Origin of the sequence: Limnothrix sp. FACHB-1083, from assembly GCF_014696485.1 — a bacterium.
Classification (GTDB): Bacteria; Cyanobacteriota; Cyanobacteriia; order CACIAM-69d; family CACIAM-69d; genus CACIAM-69d.
Genome location: NZ_JACJQD010000002.1, coordinates 150,961 through 172,624, shown reverse-complemented (window position 1 = coordinate 172,624; position 21,664 = coordinate 150,961). Strand labels below are relative to the sequence as shown.

The following is a 21,664-nucleotide window of genomic DNA, read 5'->3' as shown; positions in this document are numbered from 1 at the left end:
AGCCCGACGCATTGACGTTGAATCAGGTCTAAATTTGCATCTAAATCTAAGCCCAAGTTTGATTCTCGCAGACGAATAATTGATCCCCGCTAAACATGAAGCATTGCAACGTAAACAAAAGTCTGCAAGTGTTGCGAGACCTAACAACCCTTGCAGACGAATGAATGGCGTTTGCCTTGTTTGGGATTGGCTTTTCGAGAATTAACCCTGTTTTGGCTTTGTCTTCTTTTGAGCAAACTTGAATTCAATTGGACGCTGGAGCCAATTGGGCTGGAGGCAATTTAGGGTTGGAGAGCCGAAGCGATCGCCCAACCTGGTGCTTAAACCGAAGCTGTGTCGGCCACGGTTTCCACGGCGCGATCGTCCTGGGCCGGCAATTCCAGACAGTAACCCGCACCATAAACGGTTTTGATGTAGCGCGGATGGCGGGGATCGGGTTCTAGCTTGGTGCGCAAATGTCGCACGTGAACTCGAATGGTTTCAATGTCATCGTTGGGATCGTAACCCCAAACTTCCTTGAGAATTTCGCTGGGGGCAACGGTTTGGCCGTGGCGCTGCAACAGGCAATGCAACAGCTCAAATTCCAGGTGAGTGAGCTTCACGGTTTTGTCAAACCAAATGGCCTCAAACCGTTCAGGAACCAGGGTTAAGGGGCCGTAGCTCAGGATTTCGCTATGCTTGGCGGCTTGGGGAATGCGATCGGTGCGTCGCAACAGGGCCCGCACCCGCGCCAACATTTCTTCCACTTCAAAGGGCTTGGTTAAGTAATCGTCTGCCCCTGCATTGAAGCCTTCAACTTTATGTTGTGTTTGCCCCAGCGCCGTCAGCATCAGCACTGGAATATCGGCGGTGCGTTCATCGCGTCGCAGCCGCTGACAAACGGTGAACCCATCAACCTTGGGCAACATAATGTCCAACAAGATCAAGTCGGGCATGAGTTGGAGCGCTAGGGCTTGGCCCTTGATGCCATCGGTGGTTTGGTTCACGTCATAGCCGGCCATTTCTAGGTTGACGGATACCAGTTCGGAAATGGCTGGATCGTCGTCAATAACGAGAATGCGCGGCATGGCCTTTGGCTCCGAAAAACGTGCGATCGGGGACAGGCAAACAACTGCATATCCCTGATCGGATTATAAAGCGGCTGAGAAGAAGGCTGGAAAATCACTATTTTGTTTTAGCAATCGTTCGCAACTGACGGTAACAGTTCGCAATATTGCCATGATTCGCAATCGGGCTGGGGCTAACCGGGCCGGGGCTAATCGGGCTGTGGCGTAGCTGCTGTGGCTGCTGCTCGATCGCCCCCATGCCGACCGCTTGGGGGTTTAGGAATTGCAGGGATTAGGGATTGTAAGGATTAGGGACTGAGATGAACTTGGCCGAGGATCGCTCGCAGGCGATCGTAATCATCCTTGAGCAGAACGCTGAGGGCGCGGCCCGCCTGCACCAACCAGGGCCGATCGCCCTGTCGCAGCCGATAAACCTCCCGCAGCGTGGCGGCAATCAGCGCATCGGTGGGCGTGCCGCTCATTTGCAACAAAGTCCGCAAAAAGTCCATTTTGGCCGTGAATTCCACCACCTCTTGGCGATCGCACCCATACACCGCCTGGTGAATTTGGGGTGGGCGAGGGGGCAAGTGTTGATAGATCGGGCCGTTGATCAGTTTGGCCCCCGCTTGCAGGAGGTTGGCGATCGCCCCTGGGTTCACGCCTTCTGTCCCGATCGCGTCGGGATTCAAGGACTCCAGCGGCACAAACCCCACGATCGCTACCCGAAACTCCGTGCGCAACATGGAAAAAATCTGCGGCTGTTGTTCGCGCAAATCTTCCAGGGACAGCCCCAAGGCCTGGGCCCGGTGTACGGAGTCGATCGGGGCGGTGGTGGCGTGATAAACCACCCCATAGATCTGATTGCCGGAATCCTCATCGCGCGATCGCACCCAACTGCCAAAGGGCGGCATGGTCGGAAAACTAAGGGTTTCTGGCTCCAAACATTGGGCTAAATATTCCGTCGTGGCCGTTTCAATCACTTCCGCCAGGTGATGGGACGGGCGATCGCGCTGGGCAAATTGCGGCAGGGGTAAACGCATGGCCGAACCAAAGCGGGGCTAAGGGGAGCAAGGGTTAGGGGCTTGACGGCCTTGAACCAATGCGTTACTTTTTGCCGCGACCAGCCGTGGCATCCACCGTCTCCAGTTCCGAGAATCGGAAGGTGACCAATTTATCCCAGTTGCCGCCCTCAAACAGCACGGCCACTTTGCCATCGGTCACGCGCTGCACTTGACCTTGAAACTGATAGTAGGTGTCGTTGGGGTTAATGACACGGACTGCGGAACCGGGCAGGATCATAGGATTAGCCTGAACTCAACAGGGACTGGGATTGGCTTGGGAATTAGGGCTTGGGGCCCCGGGGGCAGTCAACCGATGCCCAGCCCTTACGATAGCGTGCGATCGAGCTGCTTTGATCGCCCAATCCCGCCCGATCGCCCCCAAAATTTTTGATATCCCCAATCAGTTGAACGGTTGATCAACAGTAATTAATTTACTAACGTTCACTAACGTATGCCAATATTTAGATATGGCATACATCCCTCTCAGAAAAACGGTCGAATTTCTGGGATTGCATCCAAACACGCTAAGGAAGTACGCAGATGAAGGGAAGATCGAAACCATCCGAAACGAAGCGGGCCAGCGGCTTTATAACGTCGAGTCATATGGACGCAAGGCAACTCGATCTACTGTCGTTTGCTACTGCCGCGTCAGTTCAGCCAAGCAACGAGATGATCTCGCAAGACAAGTCCAGTTCATGCGTGATCGCTACCCCAATGCCGAAATCATCCAAGACATCGGATCGGGTCTCAATTTCCAGCGAAAAGGATTGCAATCCCTACTGGTCAGACTCATGCGCAGCGATCAGCTCCAAATTGTGGTTGCCTGTCGAGACCGATTGTGTCGATTCGGATTCGAGCTGTTCGAGTTCATGGTTCAACAAAACGGTGGCGAACTCATGGTTCTCGACCAATCTGTTCACTGCCCAGAATCCGAACTCACAGCGGATCTGCTCGCCATCCTTCACGTCTTCTCGTGCCGAATGCACGGACTCAGAAGCTACCGCAAGGCGATCCAGGAAGATCCGAATCTTCCTAAGCCCTGATCAAAAAGCACTCCTGAAGCAATGGTTTGGTGTTTCGAGATACGTCTACAACGCCACGATCAAACATCTTCAGGAACCGGGAACCAAAGCCAATTGGATGGCAGTTGCACCCATCATCCTGGGTGCGCTTCCCGAATGGGCCAAGCCAGTTCCCTACCAGATCAAAAAGATTGCGGTCAAAGACGCTTGCACGGCCGTTCGAGAAGCTAAAAAGGGATTCAAAAAAGATGGTCAGATTCGCAAATGTCGCTTCCGCAGTCGAAAAGATCGACAGCAAACGATCTACATCCCCAAATCAGCCATCAGTGAAAACGGTGTCTATTACACCATCTTGGGGAAAGCAGCCCTGAGAGAATCAATTCCTGATGGCTTCAGTGATGGTCGGTTGACACTCGCCTATGGTGAGTATTACCTGATCACCTCAACAGAAGTGCAACCCATTCAGTCCGAAAACCAAGGGCGAGTGGTTGCCTTAGATCCCGGTGTTCGCACATTCATGACCTTCTTTGCTGAGTCATCCTATGGATGGATTGGCAATGACTCGAACTTGCTGATTCAAAAGCTGTGCTTCAAGCTGGATCGCCTGATTTCCAAAATCACCAAGTCCAAATCAGCCCAGAAGCGCCGCCTCAAGAAAGCCGCCGATCGACTGCGTTCCAAGGTACAACACCTAGTGAAAGAACTTCACCACAAAACCGCACGGTTCCTGACTGAAAACTTTGATGTGATCTTGTTGCCCAGCTTTGAGTCCTCTCAAATGGTGAGCAAATCACGTCGCAAGATCAAGTCGAAAACCGTGCGGCAGATGTTGACCCTATCGCATTACCAGTTCAAGAAACATCTGGAGTGGAAAGCCTGGGAGTTGGGCAAGGTTGCCTTGACCGACATCAATGAAGCCTACACCTCTAAAACCGTTTCGTGGACAGGTGAAATCGTCAAGATTGGCGGCTCTCGGGTCATCAAGTCGAAAATCGATGGGCGGTCAATGAATCGGGATCTAAATGGTGCTCGTGGGATTTTCCTACGGGCATTGGTTGATACGCCTTGGTTGAGAGACCACCTCAACTTATGCATTTGTTAGCATCCGTTAGCAAAAAAGTATCGGTTGAATATGGCTGAATCCTGTGCCCCGCGTTTTTAGCTGGCCAGCACCAAGTTATCCCGATGCACCACCGTTTCCGGCGCGTCATGCCCCAAAATTGCGGCAATTTCGTCCGATCGCTTGCCACAGATTTTCTCCAGCGCCTCATGGCTGAAATTCACCAGGCCGCGAGCCACCTCCCGCCCTTCTAAATCACAGAGCTGCACCGCATCTTGGGGTTGAAACTCCCCTTCCAAATCCCGGATGCCCGCTGCTAACAGGGAGCCACCGCCCGTGCAGATGGCCCGCACCGCCCCGGAGTCGAGATAAAGCTTGCCCGCTGGAATCAGGCCATGGGCGATCCACCGCTTGCGGGCGCTGGTGGCCTGGGGTTGGGGGGCAAACTGCGTGCCAATATCCGCCCCCTCCAAGATTTTCAACAAGTTACGCGGTTGGCTGCCGTCCGTGATCACCACGCGAACCCCGGCACTGGTGCCAATTTGGGCGGCGGTGATTTTGGTGGCCATGCCGCCGGTTCCCCACTGGGAGCCACGGCCGCCAATGTCCAGCTCCAACGCCTCCAAATCAGACATTTGCTCCACCAGGCGAATGGGTTCCGCATCGGGATTTTGGCGCGGGTCGGCGGAATAGAGCCGATCGACATCCGTGAGCAAAAACAGCCACTCCGCTTCCACCAAGCTGGCCACCAAGGCCGAAAGGGTGTCGTTATCGCCAAATTTCAACTCGTCCACGGCCACCGTATCGTTTTCATTGACGATCGGGATGGCTCCCATCCGCAGCAGTTCTTGAAAGGTGCTGTAGGCGTTGATGTAGCGACTGCGCTGGGCCAAGTCTCCCCGAGTCAGCAACACTTGGGCGATCGGCTGGTCAAACTGACTAAACAGATCGTCATAGACCCGCATCAGTCGCCCTTGGCCCACGGCGGCCACGGCCTGTTTCTGGGCGATCGCCTTGGGCCGTTCCGTCAGCCCCAACCGCGCACAGCCCACCCCCACCGCTCCCGACGACACCAGCACCACGGGATAGCCCCGATCGCGCAGATCACAAATCACTTCCACCAGCGTGGCGATCGTGGACAAGGCCAGCCGGCCGCTGTCCGGTTGGGTCAAGCTGGAAGTGCCAATTTTCAAGACGATCGGGCGCATAACTAACCACCACTTCTGGAAGGGTTGCAAGGGGCAACCAATTATCAAACCAGCGAATGGCCCCAGTGGCCCAGGCTGTGGCCCCAGGGCGATCGAGGTTGATGGGGATCAAACAGTTGAGGTATGGGGGTAATGCGTGGGGCTAATTCTGGGCGATCGACTCGCCTTCGTGCGGATCCCCCACCGGAATGCTTGAGATTACCGCGAGACCTCCGCCCCCGATCCCGACCCAGATCCTGGGCGAAACGGCGATCTCCAGCACCGTGATCCCAAAAACCCTGAGCAACAGGGCCCCAAAACAGCAGGGCCAAAAACAAAGTGCCGGGATCCGGAGACCCCAGCACTTTGTGTGTTTAAAAAAGTTGGTTTTATGGTTAGGGTCTTTATTGGCTGACCCCATTTGAACTGTTATTAGAATCGCAGATTTTTGGGATGGTGTTTTATTTCCTTATATTTTTTTTATATTTGTTTCTTCATAAAAGTTAATCAAAAAGGCGAGATTTTGTATTCTAGCAAGCGGTATATCACGGGATCAGTATCTTTTCTTTAAAAAATGTTTCAGCCATAGCGGCAACTTGATAGAGAAATCCCCCCAGACCAGAAAGCTAAGACGATTTGAATAAAAACTGTATCGGGATTGACAAAAAATTATTAAGTGCCCTATTCCCTAGATTTTCACCATGAATCTGTGCGTTACACCGCAAATTGCAACGATTAATGATGGCAAAAACCATGACTAATCGCTCCTAAAGTTAGCCCCTAAATCCTCGGATTGGATTCCGAATCTTTGGGGGCGGTTGTCAATGGTGCTCTGTTGGTTTTTTGGGGCCAAGACTGCTTAATTGTGTGCTCATCTATTCAGGTGGGATCCACCCAGTCGAGATCCATGAGCACCGGCCATTTTTAACTCAATCTCAGAATGACTTCGAGTTGGCCATTGATTGAGTTAGCTGGTGGGGCGATCGGGCGAGGAGGTTGCTGTGGGCAGGGGCGAAGGATCGCGATAGAACGATGCACCAATCAGTTTTGAGAGCCACACTTCGAGGGAGTGAATCGGATAGCCCCGATGGGCCGACAGGGGATTCACCATCGGTTGCACCAACACGGTGAACAGCCCCAGACGGTTACCGGCTAACACGTCGGTGAACAGGCGATCGCCCACCATGGCCACCCGCTCCGGCGGCAGTTGCATTTCTTGGAGCGCTTGGCGCAACTTGCGGCGAGAGGGCTTGGCGGCTCCGGTGAAGTAGGGCAAGTCGAGCGATCGGGCAATGCTGCCAATTCGCGACTCGCTCAGGTTGTTGCTGGCCAGCCACAGTTGCACATGGGGCCGCACCGCTTGGATCCAGGTCACCAGTTCCGGTGAAACCGCGTCGGTGGTGGTGGGAACCAGGGTGTCATCCACATCCAGAATCAAGCCCTGCAAACCGTGCTGCACAATCACTTCCGGCGTGAGGGCCAAAATGCAGTCGCCTAGGATTAAGTCGGGCTGAAGCAGGACACCAAACGTCACGGGAACCTCACAAACTTGTGGCGATCGAACTGAGCAGCGAAACGGAGCAGCGAAACTGAGCGGCAAACTGATGAAGGGGCGATCATCAGGGCGATCGGGGCGATTGTGCCTAGGGGCTGGGGCTGGCCGCAGGTTGAGGGGTCGATCGAGTCCTGGCGTTGCGCTCGGCCCGAATGCGCTTCACAGCGGCTTCGTGTTCCGCCAAGGTTTTGCTAAACACATGGGTTCCGTCATACCGTGCCACAAAGAACACATAGTCTGTTTTGGCCGGAGCCAAGGTGGCCTCTAGGCTGGCCTTGCCCGGTGCGGCGATCGGCCCCGGCGGTAACCCAGGATTGAGATAGGTATTGTAGGGCGAAGGCTGGCGAATATCCGTGAAAGTCAGAGGACGATCGGGTGTTTGCCGAATTTTCAGGGCATATTCCACCGTTGGATCTGATTCTAGCTTTTGCCCCCGATTCAGCCGATTACTAAACACTCCCGCAATCACCGATCGCTCCTGGGGAATCACCGCCTCTTTTTCTACAATGCTGGAAAGCGTCACCCACCCCAACAAATCCAGCTTGGTTTGGCCGCGATTTTGGTTCCACAGGGGCAAAGCCACCTTCTCGAAGCGATCGAGCATCGAATCAATCACCGCCTGCGGGGTAATCGTGTCTCCCGGAAACTGGTAAGTATCCGGAAAAAGAAACCCCTCCAAGGACGTAATTCGCTGGGGCAGCCAGGGGTAGCGATCGCGCGGAATTTTTTGCGTGAGGGCCAAAAACTCCTCCGCCCGAAACACCCCTTGGGACTGGAAATAGTCGGCCATTTGCCGCACTGTCCAGCCCTCCGGAATCGTCAGGCTCTGTTGAATGGTCTTGCCCTGCCAAAGTTGCTGGGCAACGTCCGTCATCGGGGCCGTGGGTAATAGTTCATAGGTTCCCGCCTGGAAGCCGCCATTGTCGTCATTCCAAGTCAGCCATCGGGCCCACAGTTCCCAAGCCGCGCTGGAGCGAATAATCCCCAACCGTTCCAGATCGCGGCCAATTTGCCGGGCGCTGGTTCCCCGTTCAATTTGCACTTGTACTGCTTTCATGGCGGTGTCGCCCTGGGCCAAGTCCATGGGACGGTTGGCCCAGCTCCACCATTGCCATCCTTGCCAAGCACCAACCAAGGCCGCCGTGGGCACGAGGAGAGTAAATATCACGCGACCCAATCGTTGCATGGCTCGATCGAACTACTCCAACCCATTAAATAGTTGTTCCTCGATCGACGGTAGCAAATCTTCGATCTGCTCCAGCTCCTCGGGATCCAGTAATTCTGGCTGTCCCTGCTCATTCATGCGGGCCACAATGAAGAACGGATCCAGCGGCGTATAAACCGCATACTCCGTTTCATTATGAAAAAAGCTAGCTAACCACTGGAACTCATCCACATCTTCGCCGGAGCCGTTCCCTTCCCAGGGTTCATCGTCCTCCGGTTCTTCGGGTAATTCGCCCTCAACGGTCAGCACGATCGCCGTGCGCTTCAACTTCAAGTTCTCCTCTGCCAACACCGCCTTCGCCGTGTTGAACAGGAGATCGATCTGTTGCTCGTTCTCGATCGGGACGGCTTCCTCGTCCTCGTCGTCACCCTTCCAGGTCACAATCTCAACCGGGGAATCCACCGGGTGTAAGAGCACATACTCGGAGCCTTCCACCTCGATCGAGTGCTCAACAAAACACTCCAATGTCCGACCCGTGGCATCGGACAGGGTGATGGTGGGAACGTCCCACGCAGTATCTTCTTGGGTCATGCGCGCGATGGGAATCGAGACCTTAAAAGTATCCCCCATGAGGGCAGCGTTGCCGCAGGGAATAATTAGGATTTTCCCGCCCTGCTCTCAACCACCGGACTGACAGCAGAATGGCCAGGCCATTGGCTCACCCACAAAAAAGCCCCCTGCACAGGAGGCCCATTGCGGACTAGAGGAGTAAGTTCACCCTCAATACCCATCTTTCACTCAGTGCCTATACCCGATCGAGAAACCCATAACAGTGCTGTTCCGAGTGCCGTGAATTGTGCCGAACACTGGGCCACCAATTGAAGGGAAAAAAAGAAAGGGCGATCGCACCGGTATTCTCAGCCTCAGGGGCATCATTGAGAATCAAGATGGGATTGATCGTACTTGAAAAATGAATTGGGAAAAACCGGTTGCAAACTTCTGAACATTCTCTTTTGAAGCGATTGTTTCAGTGAACAACCTTCAACCCAACATCTCAATTCAGCGAATCTAGCAAACTTCATGAATGGTCGTTGCCTAATCGCTGATTCAGCCATTCAACCAACGGAACCCTTAACCAATGGCATCTTCTTCAGACAGCATCTCTAGAAGATTGTCGGGATCCACATAATGGCAAACCGCATCATCAACACAAATCAAAGCCCAGCCCGATGCATCAATATCCATTAATTTGTAGGAGGCTTCTTGGACAAAAAAGCCCTTATGATTACGGGTTTCCGGCTTAACAGTAACGTTGTTCGCAGACATTTCCCTAACTCCTGAAACGGTGTGACGACGAACTGAACTGGTCGGGTAAAGCAAGTCTAATAACTTGTATCGCAAAATCCTATCATTCAATTTTTGATTGTCCAGTAAAGTTCTGTGACATCTTGCAACCCCTTGTTAAATGTAAACGCTGTAACCAGGGAGCTGCTGAACCCTGTTTTTTCGAGGGTTTGACCTGTCGGAGATTTGGCCTTTTGGGGTCACAATCGTTCGAGAAAGTGTAAAGTTTTTTGACAATTAAAAATGGAGCCAGTTTTTACCTGACTCCAATGCCAAAAAATCAATAAGAAGCGATCCCAGCGCGATCCCTAACTATCAAAGATCCAAGCTTTGATCCGCTGAAAGCCTTTGCTGTTGGGTTTTTGGGCGATCGCCTCTTCCAAATTTTTCTGAACTTCTTCGGCCGCGTCTTGGTCAATCAAAACCAACTGGCTGGCGATTTCCACCTGTTCGCGCACCCCTTTTTGGCCGTCTTCGATCATGGCAACAGCCAGATTTACACGGGCTTGGGCATCCTGGGGATTAAGTTTCACGGCTTTTTTAGCAGCTTTGAAAGCCAATCCCGCTTGGTCAGTCAGCAGATACAGCCATGCCAAGCAAGTCCAAGGGGGGCTGCTTTTGGGGGCCCGATCGCACACGGACTTGAACAGCGGAATCAGCACAGTGGGATCTTCACCGGCTTGATAGCGATCGATGCCTTGCAAGAACAGTTCTTCGGCGGTTAACGTCGCGGAGTCAGTGGTTTCCGCATCCGCAAGTTCTGAAGTGACAACAGGAGTTTCGGCCATGGGTCAACCACGAAAAAGAATGAGGGTCAGTCCTGACGAACGATCGCCAACGGGAAGCAACCCGCCAGCACCGATCGCCCAAAGGCTTGGTCTTTGACCACTGTTGAAGGGTTGCGTTGCGCGCACAAAGTCGCGATCGCCCCGAAAACGGAATGGCAGGGATAATTCCGAATCCTAACGATACCAGCAAACGCGAAACGGCAATCCCGAAGGACTGCCGCCGCTGACAGAAGGGCGATCGATCGTCCCCCCAATGGGCTCCACCAAACTGATGAAACCCAGTTAAGGACAGGAGGCCCAGTTCAAGCCAACCTAACTCAAACTAAATCAGCTCAAGCTAAATCAACTCAAACTAAATCAACTCAAACTAAATCAACTCAACCAAAACCCAGTAGCTCGTAGCTTGTAGGGTGGGCAATGCCCACCGAATCGTTCCTTCATGGCATCTGCGATCTGGCGTGCCAATTATTTTGGGTAAAGGCTGTAGGTTCAATCCCAACTAGGCCGAAAAAGACTTCCCACAGCCGCAGGTTTGGGTAGCGTTCGGGTTGCGGAATTGGAACCCGCCGCCAATCAAAGCCGTGCTGTAGTCCAGTTCCAAACCATAGAGATACAGCAGGCTTTTCGGATCACAAATCACCTTGAAATCGCCGTAATCAAACACATCGTCATCGGGGCGAATATTCGCTGCCGTCTCAAAGTCCATCGTGTAAGACAAACCCGAACAACCGCCTCCCCGAACGCCAACTCGCAAGCAGAGGTCGCTTTGGCCTTGGCTCTGGCGCAGGTTGAGCAGGTGTTGGCGGGCCGACTCGCTAATTTGAATGCCTTGCTTGGCGGGAATGGTTGAAGTAGTCATAGGGTTCAAAGGGCTGGGACTAGCAACTGCCTGGGGATGGCTCCGTGGAGGAAGGCCCCAGAGTTTCGCGGAATCTGTGAAATCGATGAAATCTGATGAAATCTATTGTAAGCAACTCCTCCAGCTAATTTTCAGTAATTCCAGGAGGCTATAGGTTCTGGCGATGTGACGATCACTTAACGATCATCTAATGATCGTCCTCTTCCTGAATGCTCTGGGCTGAAACCACGGCAAAATAACCACGGTAAAATCAGCCCGCCGCAGGAAATCACAGCACAATCGCCACACCGTAGTGGCATGACAGGCTTAATACATTGGGTCAAAGTTGCGAAGCCAGTCGTGGTAACAAGGGGCTTAAGCCCCTTGCTGCTTAACGATCAGGTGACGGTAACAGCCATGTAATTTAGCCCAACAAATTGAGGCAGCCACGCTAGTAGGGTCTGTCGTCAAATCCTCTGAAACCCTGATTCCACCGCTAACGGTTCTTGAAGGCCAAGGCCCTCAAGCCCCCTGTTGCGACGATCGGGGCATGGAAAATCAACCGTTCCTGCCTAATCCCAAGACATCACAACCGCCCCTAAAACCTACCGTATGGTTAAGCCACCGTTTCGTCAGGCTAGCGCTGATGCTGGGTTTGGCAAGTGCTAGTTGGGAAGAATTGCGATAATGGAACTGGAAAAGCTGTGTCAGAACGTGAAAATGGGGTGCGCACTGCTCTTTCCAATGCGCTGTGTTGTTGGGGATCTGGGATATGCAAAGTTTGCCAAAGGCGACGATCGAACGGTTAACACAACTTCCGTTGTTGCGAACCACTTGGCAGGGAGACCTGAGACCGGTTCATAGCCGTGCCCTCAATACCCGCGCAAACCATGATGCCCAAAGGCTCTGTGTGTTGTGGATGGATGTTAGTCAACCCTCGTTGCGTGCTTTGGAGCCGGTGACAGAAGAGGCGGGGTTCGGAGCGGTGGTGCGGGTTTTGCTGCAGGCCATTGAACAACCCCGAGGACAACAGCCGCCGGGACGGCCCCAGCGGTTGGTGGTTTGCAACCGAGAATTGCAATTTTTCCTGCGCGGCGCACTGCAAGGGCTAGACATCAAGGTGGAATACGGCGCGAAGCTGCCTCTGGTTGATGATGTGGTGCAATCGCTGGAAGCCTATAACCCAGAATTGGAAGTGCGAGACATTTGGGATTCGCCCCACGCCAAACGGCTGGTTCAAGCAATTCGGACCACCTGGCGATCGGCCCCTTGGATGTTGTTGGCTGAATACGAAGTGGTGGAAATTAAATTTGAGCTGGATGAGCCACACCAGTTCTATCTATCCACTTTGGGCATGGAGGGGTTGGAGCTGGGATTGTTGCTCTATCGATCGCTGGAATCGTTGGAGAAATTCCGCAAAGATATCATTAGCAGCCCCCATCGAGCAGAGCCGCACAAGATGGAAGAAATCTTTCTGAATCAAGATTGTTTCTTCCTCACCTTCAATGATCTTGAAGAGAGTGAAGCACCATCCTCCCAAAGCCCCATTCTGAGTGAATCGGCTTGGCCAGAATTGGGCAGCATTCATCCCCTTGAAGGAATGCGAGATCATCTATCGGATGATGAATTGATGGTGATGGTCGTAATTTTGGAAGCGCTCAATCAGTTCATCAAGCGCAACAACAAAATCCTTTACGATGCTGACGATTTCCCAAGCCTCAAAAACCAATTTCGGATTCTGAATCCCTTAGCGAATCCTAATCCTGGCCAGAAGCGTAAACAGGACAACATTGCTGTCACGATTCAGACGCGCCCTGACGTGACCCTGCGATTGCTGGAATCCGTTGCGGATCCGGAATCCCTGGCGGCTCATTTGCTGATGCCCGATTTTATGGATGACTTGGATGAGGATGCGGAGGGCATGGCCGCTTTGGAGCAGATCCAAAAATTGCTGTCCCTTGCATCGGGACGGGATGTTCCTCTGGGATTGGGCAACCCTAACTTGAATCCTGGCTATGTTCCCAGGGCGCTGAAATCGGCATCGTCTCAACAATTGTCATCGGGTTCACGCCACTATTCTCAGGAAATTGAGATGGATTGGTTGCCGGAGGGAACGTTGGTCAATTTGGAAACCAATTTGCCTCGGGTGACCTATGACATGATCCCGGATACTTTTCGATCGCCCTTGGTGGACTATCCCTTCACGCCAAATAGTTTGACTGATGGCGGTTCGGTGCAAGAAGGCCAGCAGAAAAAAGCTGGTTCTAGAAAGGCTGCTGGAAAGACTGCTGCTCAGTCGTCGAAGCGATCGCCCCAGAGTTTCCCGCTACTGGCTTTGCAAACCTCCCAGCCCAAAGCCAAGGCGTTGATTGATGAAGTGCTGAGTCAAGATCGCCCGATCGCGATGGGGGTAATGTCGAGTTATGACCAGTTTGATCAGGCTTACGATTTATTGGTGCTTTACACGGCGCAAGGTCGTTTGCTGGGGGTGAATGTTTATTGGCAAGATGACCCGTTCGATCGCGCATTGATTGAAGACTGGCACAAACGAACTAAGGCGGCGGGAAATCGCTGCTCGGTGGCGGTGTTTAAGGGAGCCACGGGCAAGAATCGCGGCATGGTTGATCCATTAGATCTGATGCGGTTGTGGGATATCCATGTGTTGAGCATGGAAGATTTGCTCCGATCGGCAGTGCAGGCTCAAATTGCAAGGGAGAAGGCCTAGGGGCGACGGAAGCGGGCAACTGCGATGTTACAATCCGTTAATATTTTGGGCGATCGAGTTGGGTTAACCGTTCCAGGAACCCGCCGCCTGATCGCCCCTACTCACCCGATGCACAGAAGGATTTGAGGCAGCCATGCGAGTCGCGATCGTGGGAGCCGGATTAGCCGGATTAGCCACCGCCGTGGATCTAGTCGATGCGGGCCATGAAGTGGAAATCTTTGAGGCCCGCAACTTTGTTGGCGGCAAGGTTGGCAGTTGGGTTGATGCAGACGGTAACCATGTGGAGATGGGCTTGCACGTCTTCTTTGGCTGCTATGAAAACCTGTTCGGCCTGATGAAAAAGGTGGGAGCCTTTGAAAATCTGTTGCTGAAGGAGCATACCCACACCTTCGTGAATCGGGGTGGCAATTTGGGCGAGCTGGATTTTCGCTTCCCGATCGGGGCCCCTTTCAACGGTTTGAAGGCTTTTTTCACCACTTCGCAACTGTCGGTTGCCGACAAGCTGGCTAACTCGATCGCCCTGGGAACCAGCCCGATCGTCCGGGGATTGGTGGACTTCAAGGGCGCAATGAAAACGATCCGTGAGCTGGATCGGGTCAGCTTTGCCGACTGGTTTCGCAGCCACGGTGGCTCCGACGGCAGCTTGAAGCGGATGTGGAACCCGATCGCCTACGCCCTTGGCTTCATTGACACCGAAAATATTTCGGCGCGGTGTATGCTCACCATCTTCCAATTCTTCGCCGCCAAGACCGAAGCTTCGGTGTTGCGGATGCTGGCCGGCTCGCCCGATGAATATTTGCACAAGCCGATCGTGAAATACATCACCGATCGCGGCGGCAAAATTCACCTGCGTCGCCGCATTCGGGAAGTGCAATACACCGAAAGCAGCAACGGCGAAATCCGCGTCACGGGCCTTGACGTGGCCGACGGGGAAGCCACCGAGCGCATCACGGCCGATGCCTATGTGGCCGCCTGCGACATTCCCGGAATTCAGCGCCTGTTGCCGGAATCCTGGCGCAAAATTCCCGAATTCGACAACATCTACAAGCTGGAAGCCGTGCCCGTGGCCACGGTGCAGTTGCGGTTCGATGGCTGGGTCACAGAAATGCAAAATCCCGAAGCCATGAAGGATCTGAGCAAAGCACGGGGCTTGGATAACTTGCTCTATTCGGCCGATGCGGATTTTTCTTGTTTTGCGGACTTGGCCCTCACCAGCCCCAAAGACTACTACCGTGAGGGCCAAGGCTCCCTGCTGCAATTGGTGTTGACTCCCGGCGACCCGTTCATCAAAAAGTCCAATGAGGAAACGGTGCAGCATGTCCTCAAGCAAGTCCATGACCTGTTTCCCTCATCGCGCAGCCTGAATCTGGTGTGGTCAGGGGTGGTGAAGCTGGCCCAATCGCTGTACCGCGAAGGGCCGGGCATGGATCCCTACCGCCCCAACCAAAAGACCTCGATCGAGAACTTCTTCTTGGCCGGCAGCTACACCATGCAGGACTACATCGACAGCATGGAGGGCGCAACTCTCTCGGGCAAACAGGCCGCGAAGGCGCTGTTAAGCACCAAACTCCCGATCGCGGCCTAGCCATCGGCTGCCCATGATGGGGTTGATGGGGTCATCCTCGGGCAACCGGGGGTAACCGGGTGATCGGGTCATATCTTCAAGTGCTGATCGCAGCAGCGTGTGGGGTGGTTAATGGCCACCCTCCAGGTTCAACAGTGTTGATCGTGCAGAAGTGTTGATTGTGCAGACGATTCAAACCAGTTCAGGCCAGTTCTGAACCCACTTTTCTGCATCCCACAATTCCGGTGTCAAAATAAATCAATTGGTTATGAATCAATTGGTTGTAAGCACGGTGATGTTCACATGCTAGAAACCCTGACCGCCCCGATCGCCCTGGCAGACTTTTTGGAGTTGCCAGAAACCCAACCAGCGAGTGAATATATCGACGGGCAAATCCTGCAAAAACCCATGCCCAAAGGAAAACATAGCATCATCCAAGCTGAACTAGCTGCCGCCATTAATGCCGTAGTTCGTTCCCGCCGTCGGGGGCTGGCATTTACTGAATTGCGTTGCACCTTTGATGGGCGCTCGATCGTGCCGGATATTGCTGTCTTTTCTTGGGAACGGATTCCCAAAGATGAATCGGGTGAAATTGCCGATCGATTTCTGCTGGCTCCCGATTGGGTGGTGGAGATTCTGTCTCCTGATCAAAGCCATGCCCAATTGTTTAAAAAACTACGCCATTGCTTTCAGCACGGAACGATCGCTGGTTGGATTATTGATCCTGCAAACAAAGCGGTGATGATCTATCGGCCGGGTCAAGAGGCACTTTTGTTTGATCTAGAAGAAATGCCCGATCGCCCCTTGCCCATTCCAGAATTTGTTGGAGAGCTGACCCTCACCTCAGAAGTTTTATTTAGTTGGCTAGCACTCTGAAACTGCGAAAAATGCCAAGAATGTCAAAAATTCAAATTCTTCAACTTCTGCGATTTCTTGTCCAGCCTTTGCCTAGAACCATTTGCCTAGAACAATTGGTGCGCCAGATTGCAGATGCCATAAAATAACGATTCGGTGGGCAATGCCCACCCTACGGGCTAAGGTTCACCATTAGTTAACTCACCGTTAATTAACTATTAATTCACCAGTTTCTGTTGGGCTTGCCGTTGCTTTTTGCGTTCCACCATGGCCGATAAATGCCGTCGCAACAAAGCGCTACCTTGCAAATTCTGATTTTCTAAATATAAATCTCCCGCCTTCACCAACCGAGGAACGGCTTCATTGTCATTGAGCAAATTGGCCAAGGCCAGACCCCAGTTATGGTAAGCTTCCGGCCAGTTGGGTGCTAATTCTAGGGCCGTTGCAAATCGCTCACCGGCTGTCCGATAGTCCCCTTGCGTAAACAGCGTTTGTCCTTGATTGAAAGCCGCGATCGCCTTAGGAATTCGATCGCCGTTCTCTGTTGGCAAGGGAACCGCCTCCGTGAACAAAATCGATCGGCTACCCTGTCCGCGATAGGCCCAAATCATAATCCCTAAAGAGCCACCCAACACCGCACCAATTACGCCAAACCAAAGGGCAAAGTCTCCCCACTCCAAGCCCAGGCGATCGAGCAATGGGGAGTCAACCACTGCCGTGAGTGCTGTCATGAGTGTTGTTATCACTGCTGTCATTACCCCGATTATGATCATTGATGGATGAATTTGCTGAATTTGACGAACGGATCTGATTCGTCGGTTCCATAGACCAATTTCTAATCAGTTTAAAACCAATCAGAAACGAATAGAGCCAAGGGATAACTCGATCCTCCCTTGGCTCTGCAATATTGAGTTTCATCTCTGGAGCTTTATCACTGGAGCTTCAACTTTTCAATTGAAGGCTGATTGCGATGGTTGATGCTGTTGCCTTCCCGATCGCCCTAGCGCAGGCCAAGCCGAGCCAAAACCCCTAAGCTGGTTGGCGAAACAGCGTTGATAGATAAACCCGCGACACCCGCCGATCGCTCTCCCCGTTTTGCAACAGAAAAAGCGACAACGCCGCTGCAAACACCCGGTTCAAATCCCAGTCGGGATGCACTTCCAAATAATCCTTAAGGGCTTCGTGGAGTTCTTCAGGAATTTCCGCCACGATGCTAACTGTGCCACTCATCGGCAAAACCCCAGCCACATTGGTAAGCGGCAACATTGTGCGCCAGGCTCCCGGCGATGTCAATGCTGCGAAATATTGCGATCCAGCTCAAAAACTCAGAATTTTTTCTGGATAGCATATATTTTTATTCATTTAATTTACATAAAGTCATAAAAAATTGCCTTTTATGAGAAAGTGGGCGATCGCCCAAAACAATCCCCAACTGAACGACAAACCGTATCGTTGGCGACATAGCCTGTGGAAAACTCCGTCATTTCTGTGGAAAACTTGGGGGTCTTCTGTGGAAAACCTGTGGAAAACTTTCCCCCAAGATAAGAATTTCCCCTTTGCAAAATGATTTGCATCCTCAGAAATCCTGACCGGGGGCCTCGGATCGTCAGCCCAGCGCCCAATGCGATAATGGAGGTGTTGAATTCAGCCCAGCTAGTCGTGACCGTAACCCCGCTCCGTTCCGCCACCTTCAATGCCCAAGTGCCCGATGCCCTCGGCCGGTTTGGCCAGTTCGGCGGCAAATACGTTCCCGAAACCCTGATGCCCGCCCTGGCTGAGTTGGAGCGGGCCTACGAGCACTATCGGCACGACCCAGACTTTCAAGCGGAACTGCAAGGGTTGCTTCAGGACTATGTGGGTCGCCCTAGCCCGCTCTACTTTGCCGAGCGACTGACGCAGCACTACGCCCGGCCCGACGGCAGCGGCCCGCAAATTTACCTGAAGCGCGAAGACCTGAACCACACGGGCGCACACAAAATCAACAACGCGATCGCCCAAGCCCTCCTGGCCAAGCGGATGGGCAAACAGCGGATCATCGCCGAAACCGGAGCCGGTCAACACGGCGTGGCCACGGCCACCGTTTGCGCCCGCTTCGGCCTCGATTGCGTGATTTACATGGGCATCCATGACATGGAGCGCCAGGCCCTGAACGTGTTCCGCATGAAGCTGATGGGTGCAGAAGTGCGACCCGTGGAAGCGGGAACCGGCACGCTGAAGGATGCCACCTCGGAAGCGATTCGTGACTGGGTGACCAACGTGGAAACCACCCACTACATCCTGGGTTCCGTGGCTGGCCCCCACCCTTACCCGATGATGGTGCGCGACTTCCACGCCATCATTGGTCAGGAAACCCGCCAACAGTGCCAAGCCAAGTGGGGCGGACTGCCAGATATTTTGCTGGCCTGCGTCGGCGGTGGCTCCAATGCTATGGGGCTATTCCATGAGTTTGTGACGGAGCCAACGGTGCGGATGATTGGTGTGGAAGCGGCCGGCGAGGGAGCCGAAACCGAAAAGCACGCGGCTACCTTGACTAAAGGCCGGGTGGGCGTGTTGCATGGGGCCATGAGCTATTTGCTGCAAGATGGCGACGGCCAGGTCATTGAGGCCCACTCAATCAGCGCTGGGTTGGACTATCCCGGCGTTGGCCCGGAACACGCTTACTTGAAGGATGCGGGACGTGCGGAATACTACAGCGTGACGGATCAGGAGGCGTTGGATGCATTCCAACGGGTGTCGCGTCTGGAGGGAATTATTCCGGCACTGGAAACGGCCCACGCCTTTGCCCATCTGGAAAAACTTTGCCCGACCTTGGAAGGTAGCCCCAAAATTGTGATTAATTGTTCGGGCCGAGGCGATAAAGATGTGCAAACGGTGGCTAAGGTGTTGATGCCTTAGGCCTGGTTGGCACTCCCGATCGCTTGGGACGGGAATGGCTGATTTTCTGAGCCACATCCGTGGGGGCGTACAGCGGTACGCCCCTACCCGGATGCTTGCTACTCCCGAGGTTTTGCCCCGAGGTTTTGCCCCGAGATTTTGCAAAGGGCGACGGCCAAATCAGGGGAGCATCGCCACCGCCAAAACCGCACGAGGGCGAGAGTTGCAACAACTATGAAAATTTTGGGCGCGGGCCTCAGCAAAACGGGCACTTCTTCACTTCATGCGGCTTTGCAGATTCTGGGGTTGTGTGGGCTGCATTTCGATCGCGATCGCCTGAACGAGATCCTCAGCGGCAAGGTCACCCAACCCAATTTCCGCTGCTATGACGATGTGGATGTGGTGACGGATTTGCCCAGCGCCTATTTTTATCGGGAGTTGGCGGCCGCCTATCCCGACAGCAAAATCATCCTGACCGTGCGCGATGTGGATGCCTGGTGGCGCAGTGTGGAATTTCACATCAATCACCGCTTTCCCGTGTCACCTAGCTTGGGGATTCGGGCCCAGCTTGCCCAGCGTTGGCAGCTCGATCGCTGGTTGAGCCACGAGCTTTGGCCGACGGATTGGCAAGCGGGCTGGCAAAACTTTTGGCAAGAAAGCGCATCGCAACAGTTTCGCCGCGACCTGCGCAATTGTGTTTATGGCTCGGCGATCGCCACCGAATTTCTTTATAAGAAGAAGTATCTGGAGCATAACGATCGGGTGATGGCAGAAATTCCGCCCGATCGACTGCTAGTAATGAATATTCCCGCCGGGGATGGTTGGGAAAAACTCTGCCCTTTTTTGGGTGTGCCAATTCCCGATCAACCCTTTCCCCACGCCTACAAAACCGAGCACCAAGCCTACAAACGCTGATCAACAAAAAGCAAGACTGACCCTGTGTTAGAGTCATTCCGACCCGATCCGGATGGTTTAAACAATTCCCATGGCCAGACTCAGCGGAATCTTGCTGCACCCCACTTCGCTCCCCAGTCGCTACGGAGTGGGTGATCTGGGTGACCAGGCCATTGCCTTTTGTGACTGGTTGCAAGCGGGGGCCCAGCGGGTGTGGCAAATGTTGCCCTTGGGGCCGGTGGGTGCTGGCAATTCGCCCTATATGAGTTTTTCTGCGATCGCCGGGGAGCCGTTGCTGATCAGCCCCGATCGCCTGGTGGAAGCTGGCTGGCTGCCTGCCGCCGCCCTCGAACAAGTGCCCGACTTCAATCCCCATCGGGTGGACTTTGCGGCGGTGCGGGCCTACAAAGAGCGCCTGTTTGTCCAAGCCTGGGCTGGGTTCCAAGTTCATGCCACCGCAGAACAACGCACCGCCTTTGAGGAATTTTGCGCCGAGCAGGCCACCTGGCTCGATGATTTTGCCCTGTTCATGACCCTGAAGGCGGAATTTGGCCAAATTGTTTGGAACCGTTGGGATGTGGGATTTGCCCAGCGAGATCCGGCCGTGTTGGCCGCCGCCCGCCAAACCCTGGCCGAGCCGATCGCCCTGCAACGGTTTTTACAATTCGTCTTCTTTGAACAGTGGCAACAACTGAAGACCGCTGCCAACGAACGGGGCGTGCAATTGGTGGGCGATGTGCCCATCTATGTCTCCTTCGACAGCGCCGACGTTTGGGCCAATCGCGAGTTGTTTGCTCTGGATCCGGACACCCTCGATCCGGCTCAAATGGCCGGCGTACCCCCGGACTATTTCAGCGCCACGGGGCAACTGTGGGGGAACCCGGTTTATGACTGGGAGACCAACGCCCAAACGGGCTATCACTGGTGGATTAACCGATTCCGCCATTTGTTCACCATGGTGGATTGGGTGCGAATTGACCACTTCCGAGGGTTCGAGTCCTTTTGGGCCGTGCCCCAAGGGGAAGAAACCGCCATCAATGGCGACTGGGTTCCGGGGCCGGGCGCTGCATTTTTTGAAGCGGTGCAGGGGGCCTTGGGCAAGTTGCCGGTGATTGCGGAAGATTTGGGAATTATTACGCCCGAGGTGGAAGCACTGCGCGACCAGTTCCAATTTCCCGGCATGAAGATTCTGCAATTTGCCTTTGACTCCGGCAGCGGTAACCCCTATTTGCCCCACAATTACCGCAGTCCCAACTATGTGGTTTATACGGGAACCCACGATAATGACACCACGGTGGGTTGGTTTAATGGCCGATCGCCCGAGGAGCAACAGCGCGTAATCCGCTACGCTGGCTATGCGGGCCCCGATGGCATTCAGTGGGATCTCACCCGGATGGCCATGGCCTCGGTGGCCGACTGGGCGATCGTTCCGTTGCAAGACTGCTTGGGCTTTGGCAGCGATTGCCGCATGAATGTGCCCGGCCAGGCCGATAGTAATTGGGAGTGGCGCTGTTTAGAGGGATCCTTTGCCCCTTGGATGGCCGATCGACTCCGGGAGTTGGTGGATTTGTATGGCCGCTGGGGCTAGGGGCAACCTTGCCACGATCGAGCGCCTGATAGTCGTCATCATCAGCCAGGCCACAAAACCGGCCTGAGGACACGAAGGATCAGATTTTGGAGCATAAC

General features: G+C 53.8%; 20 protein-coding genes. 8 read left to right on the top strand and 12 right to left on the bottom strand.

Going from position 1 to position 21,664, the window contains the following annotated elements:
- Positions 1 to 320: 320 nt before the first annotated feature.
- From H6F46_RS02735 to H6F46_RS02725, 3 genes are all read right to left on the bottom strand, one after another.
- The gene (locus H6F46_RS02735) at positions 321 to 1,067 is read right to left on the bottom strand and encodes a response regulator transcription factor (RefSeq protein WP_099532646.1); all 747 of its coding nucleotides are present in this window, start codon (positions 1,065 to 1,067) and stop codon (positions 321 to 323) included.
- Between the two features lie 287 nt (positions 1,068 to 1,354).
- On the bottom strand, positions 1,355 to 2,086 hold the full coding sequence (locus H6F46_RS02730) for an HAS-barrel domain-containing protein (protein WP_190353460.1): 732 nt from the start codon (positions 2,084 to 2,086) through the stop codon (positions 1,355 to 1,357).
- A 64-nt stretch (positions 2,087 to 2,150) separates the two neighbouring features.
- Positions 2,151 to 2,345, bottom strand: a complete 195-nt coding sequence (locus H6F46_RS02725) for an NAD(P)H dehydrogenase subunit NdhS (RefSeq protein ID WP_099532648.1) — start codon at positions 2,343 to 2,345, stop codon at positions 2,151 to 2,153.
- Positions 2,346 to 2,574: 229 nt separating this feature from the next.
- Between H6F46_RS02725 and H6F46_RS19735 the strand changes: the two genes are divergently transcribed.
- Together H6F46_RS19735 and H6F46_RS02715 are read left to right on the top strand one after the other, a co-directional pair.
- Entirely contained in the window at positions 2,575 to 3,150 is a 576-nt protein-coding gene (locus H6F46_RS19735; RefSeq protein WP_190353459.1) for an IS607 family transposase, read from the top strand.
- Positions 3,053 to 4,231 (top strand): transposase, encoded by a 1,179-nt coding sequence (locus H6F46_RS02715; protein WP_190353666.1) that lies wholly within the window; start codon positions 3,053 to 3,055, stop codon positions 4,229 to 4,231. Before H6F46_RS19735 ends, H6F46_RS02715 begins: the two co-directional genes overlap by 98 nt.
- Before the next feature lie 56 nt (positions 4,232 to 4,287).
- Here the strand turns inward: H6F46_RS02715 and proB are convergent, their stop codons facing one another.
- The 7 genes from proB to H6F46_RS02680 form a co-directional block, all read right to left on the bottom strand.
- Entirely contained in the window at positions 4,288 to 5,397 is a 1,110-nt protein-coding gene (proB, locus tag H6F46_RS02710) for a glutamate 5-kinase (RefSeq protein WP_190353458.1), read from the bottom strand.
- A gap of 946 nt (positions 5,398 to 6,343) precedes the next feature.
- The gene (locus H6F46_RS02705) at positions 6,344 to 6,910 is read right to left on the bottom strand and encodes a YqeG family HAD IIIA-type phosphatase (protein WP_190353457.1); all 567 of its coding nucleotides are present in this window, start codon (positions 6,908 to 6,910) and stop codon (positions 6,344 to 6,346) included.
- Positions 6,911 to 7,019: 109 nt separating this feature from the next.
- Entirely contained in the window at positions 7,020 to 8,117 is a 1,098-nt protein-coding gene (gene mltG / locus H6F46_RS02700; protein WP_190353456.1) for an endolytic transglycosylase MltG, read from the bottom strand.
- Between the two features lie 12 nt (positions 8,118 to 8,129).
- Complete coding sequence (locus tag H6F46_RS02695) at positions 8,130 to 8,687, bottom strand: DUF3727 domain-containing protein (protein WP_099532653.1); 558 nt, start codon at positions 8,685 to 8,687, stop codon at positions 8,130 to 8,132.
- Positions 8,688 to 9,227: 540 nt separating this feature from the next.
- Complete coding sequence (locus H6F46_RS02690; protein ID WP_099532654.1) at positions 9,228 to 9,422, bottom strand: hypothetical protein; 195 nt, start codon at positions 9,420 to 9,422, stop codon at positions 9,228 to 9,230.
- 326 nt (positions 9,423 to 9,748) lie between these two features.
- Complete coding sequence (locus H6F46_RS02685) at positions 9,749 to 10,228, bottom strand: hypothetical protein (RefSeq protein ID WP_190353455.1); 480 nt, start codon at positions 10,226 to 10,228, stop codon at positions 9,749 to 9,751.
- A 499-nt stretch (positions 10,229 to 10,727) separates the two neighbouring features.
- On the bottom strand, positions 10,728 to 11,087 hold the full coding sequence (locus H6F46_RS02680) for an iron-sulfur cluster assembly accessory protein (RefSeq protein WP_099532656.1): 360 nt from the start codon (positions 11,085 to 11,087) through the stop codon (positions 10,728 to 10,730).
- A 751-nt stretch (positions 11,088 to 11,838) separates the two neighbouring features.
- Between H6F46_RS02680 and H6F46_RS02675 the strand changes: the two genes are divergently transcribed.
- The 3 genes from H6F46_RS02675 (at position 11,839) to H6F46_RS02665 (ending at position 16,231) form a co-directional block, all read left to right on the top strand.
- Positions 11,839 to 13,791 (top strand): hypothetical protein, encoded by a 1,953-nt coding sequence (locus tag H6F46_RS02675; protein WP_190353454.1) that lies wholly within the window; start codon positions 11,839 to 11,841, stop codon positions 13,789 to 13,791.
- 133 nt (positions 13,792 to 13,924) lie between these two features.
- Complete coding sequence (zds, locus tag H6F46_RS02670) at positions 13,925 to 15,376, top strand: 9,9'-di-cis-zeta-carotene desaturase (protein ID WP_190353453.1); 1,452 nt, start codon at positions 13,925 to 13,927, stop codon at positions 15,374 to 15,376.
- Between the two features lie 282 nt (positions 15,377 to 15,658).
- A complete protein-coding gene (locus tag H6F46_RS02665) occupies positions 15,659 to 16,231 on the top strand; it encodes a Uma2 family endonuclease (RefSeq protein ID WP_190353452.1) in 573 nt (190 codons plus the stop codon).
- Positions 16,232 to 16,428: 197 nt separating this feature from the next.
- On the opposite strand, the gene H6F46_RS02660 is transcribed toward H6F46_RS02665, so the two are convergent.
- Together H6F46_RS02660 and H6F46_RS02655 are read right to left on the bottom strand one after the other, a co-directional pair.
- Positions 16,429 to 16,941 (bottom strand): hypothetical protein, encoded by a 513-nt coding sequence (locus H6F46_RS02660; protein WP_190353451.1) that lies wholly within the window; start codon positions 16,939 to 16,941, stop codon positions 16,429 to 16,431.
- 298 nt (positions 16,942 to 17,239) lie between these two features.
- On the bottom strand, positions 17,240 to 17,440 hold the full coding sequence (locus H6F46_RS02655; RefSeq protein ID WP_099532685.1) for a DUF2811 domain-containing protein: 201 nt from the start codon (positions 17,438 to 17,440) through the stop codon (positions 17,240 to 17,242).
- 429 nt (positions 17,441 to 17,869) lie between these two features.
- Between H6F46_RS02655 and trpB the strand changes: the two genes are divergently transcribed.
- The 3 genes from trpB (at position 17,870) to malQ (ending at position 21,566) form a co-directional block, all read left to right on the top strand.
- Positions 17,870 to 19,105 (top strand): tryptophan synthase subunit beta, encoded by a 1,236-nt coding sequence (gene trpB / locus H6F46_RS02650; RefSeq protein WP_190353450.1) that lies wholly within the window; start codon positions 17,870 to 17,872, stop codon positions 19,103 to 19,105.
- Between the two features lie 213 nt (positions 19,106 to 19,318).
- Entirely contained in the window at positions 19,319 to 19,999 is a 681-nt protein-coding gene (locus tag H6F46_RS02645) for a sulfotransferase family protein (RefSeq protein WP_190353449.1), read from the top strand.
- A 70-nt stretch (positions 20,000 to 20,069) separates the two neighbouring features.
- Entirely contained in the window at positions 20,070 to 21,566 is a 1,497-nt protein-coding gene (malQ, locus tag H6F46_RS02640; RefSeq protein WP_199291355.1) for a 4-alpha-glucanotransferase, read from the top strand.
- The last annotated feature ends 98 nt before the right edge of the window (positions 21,567 to 21,664 follow it).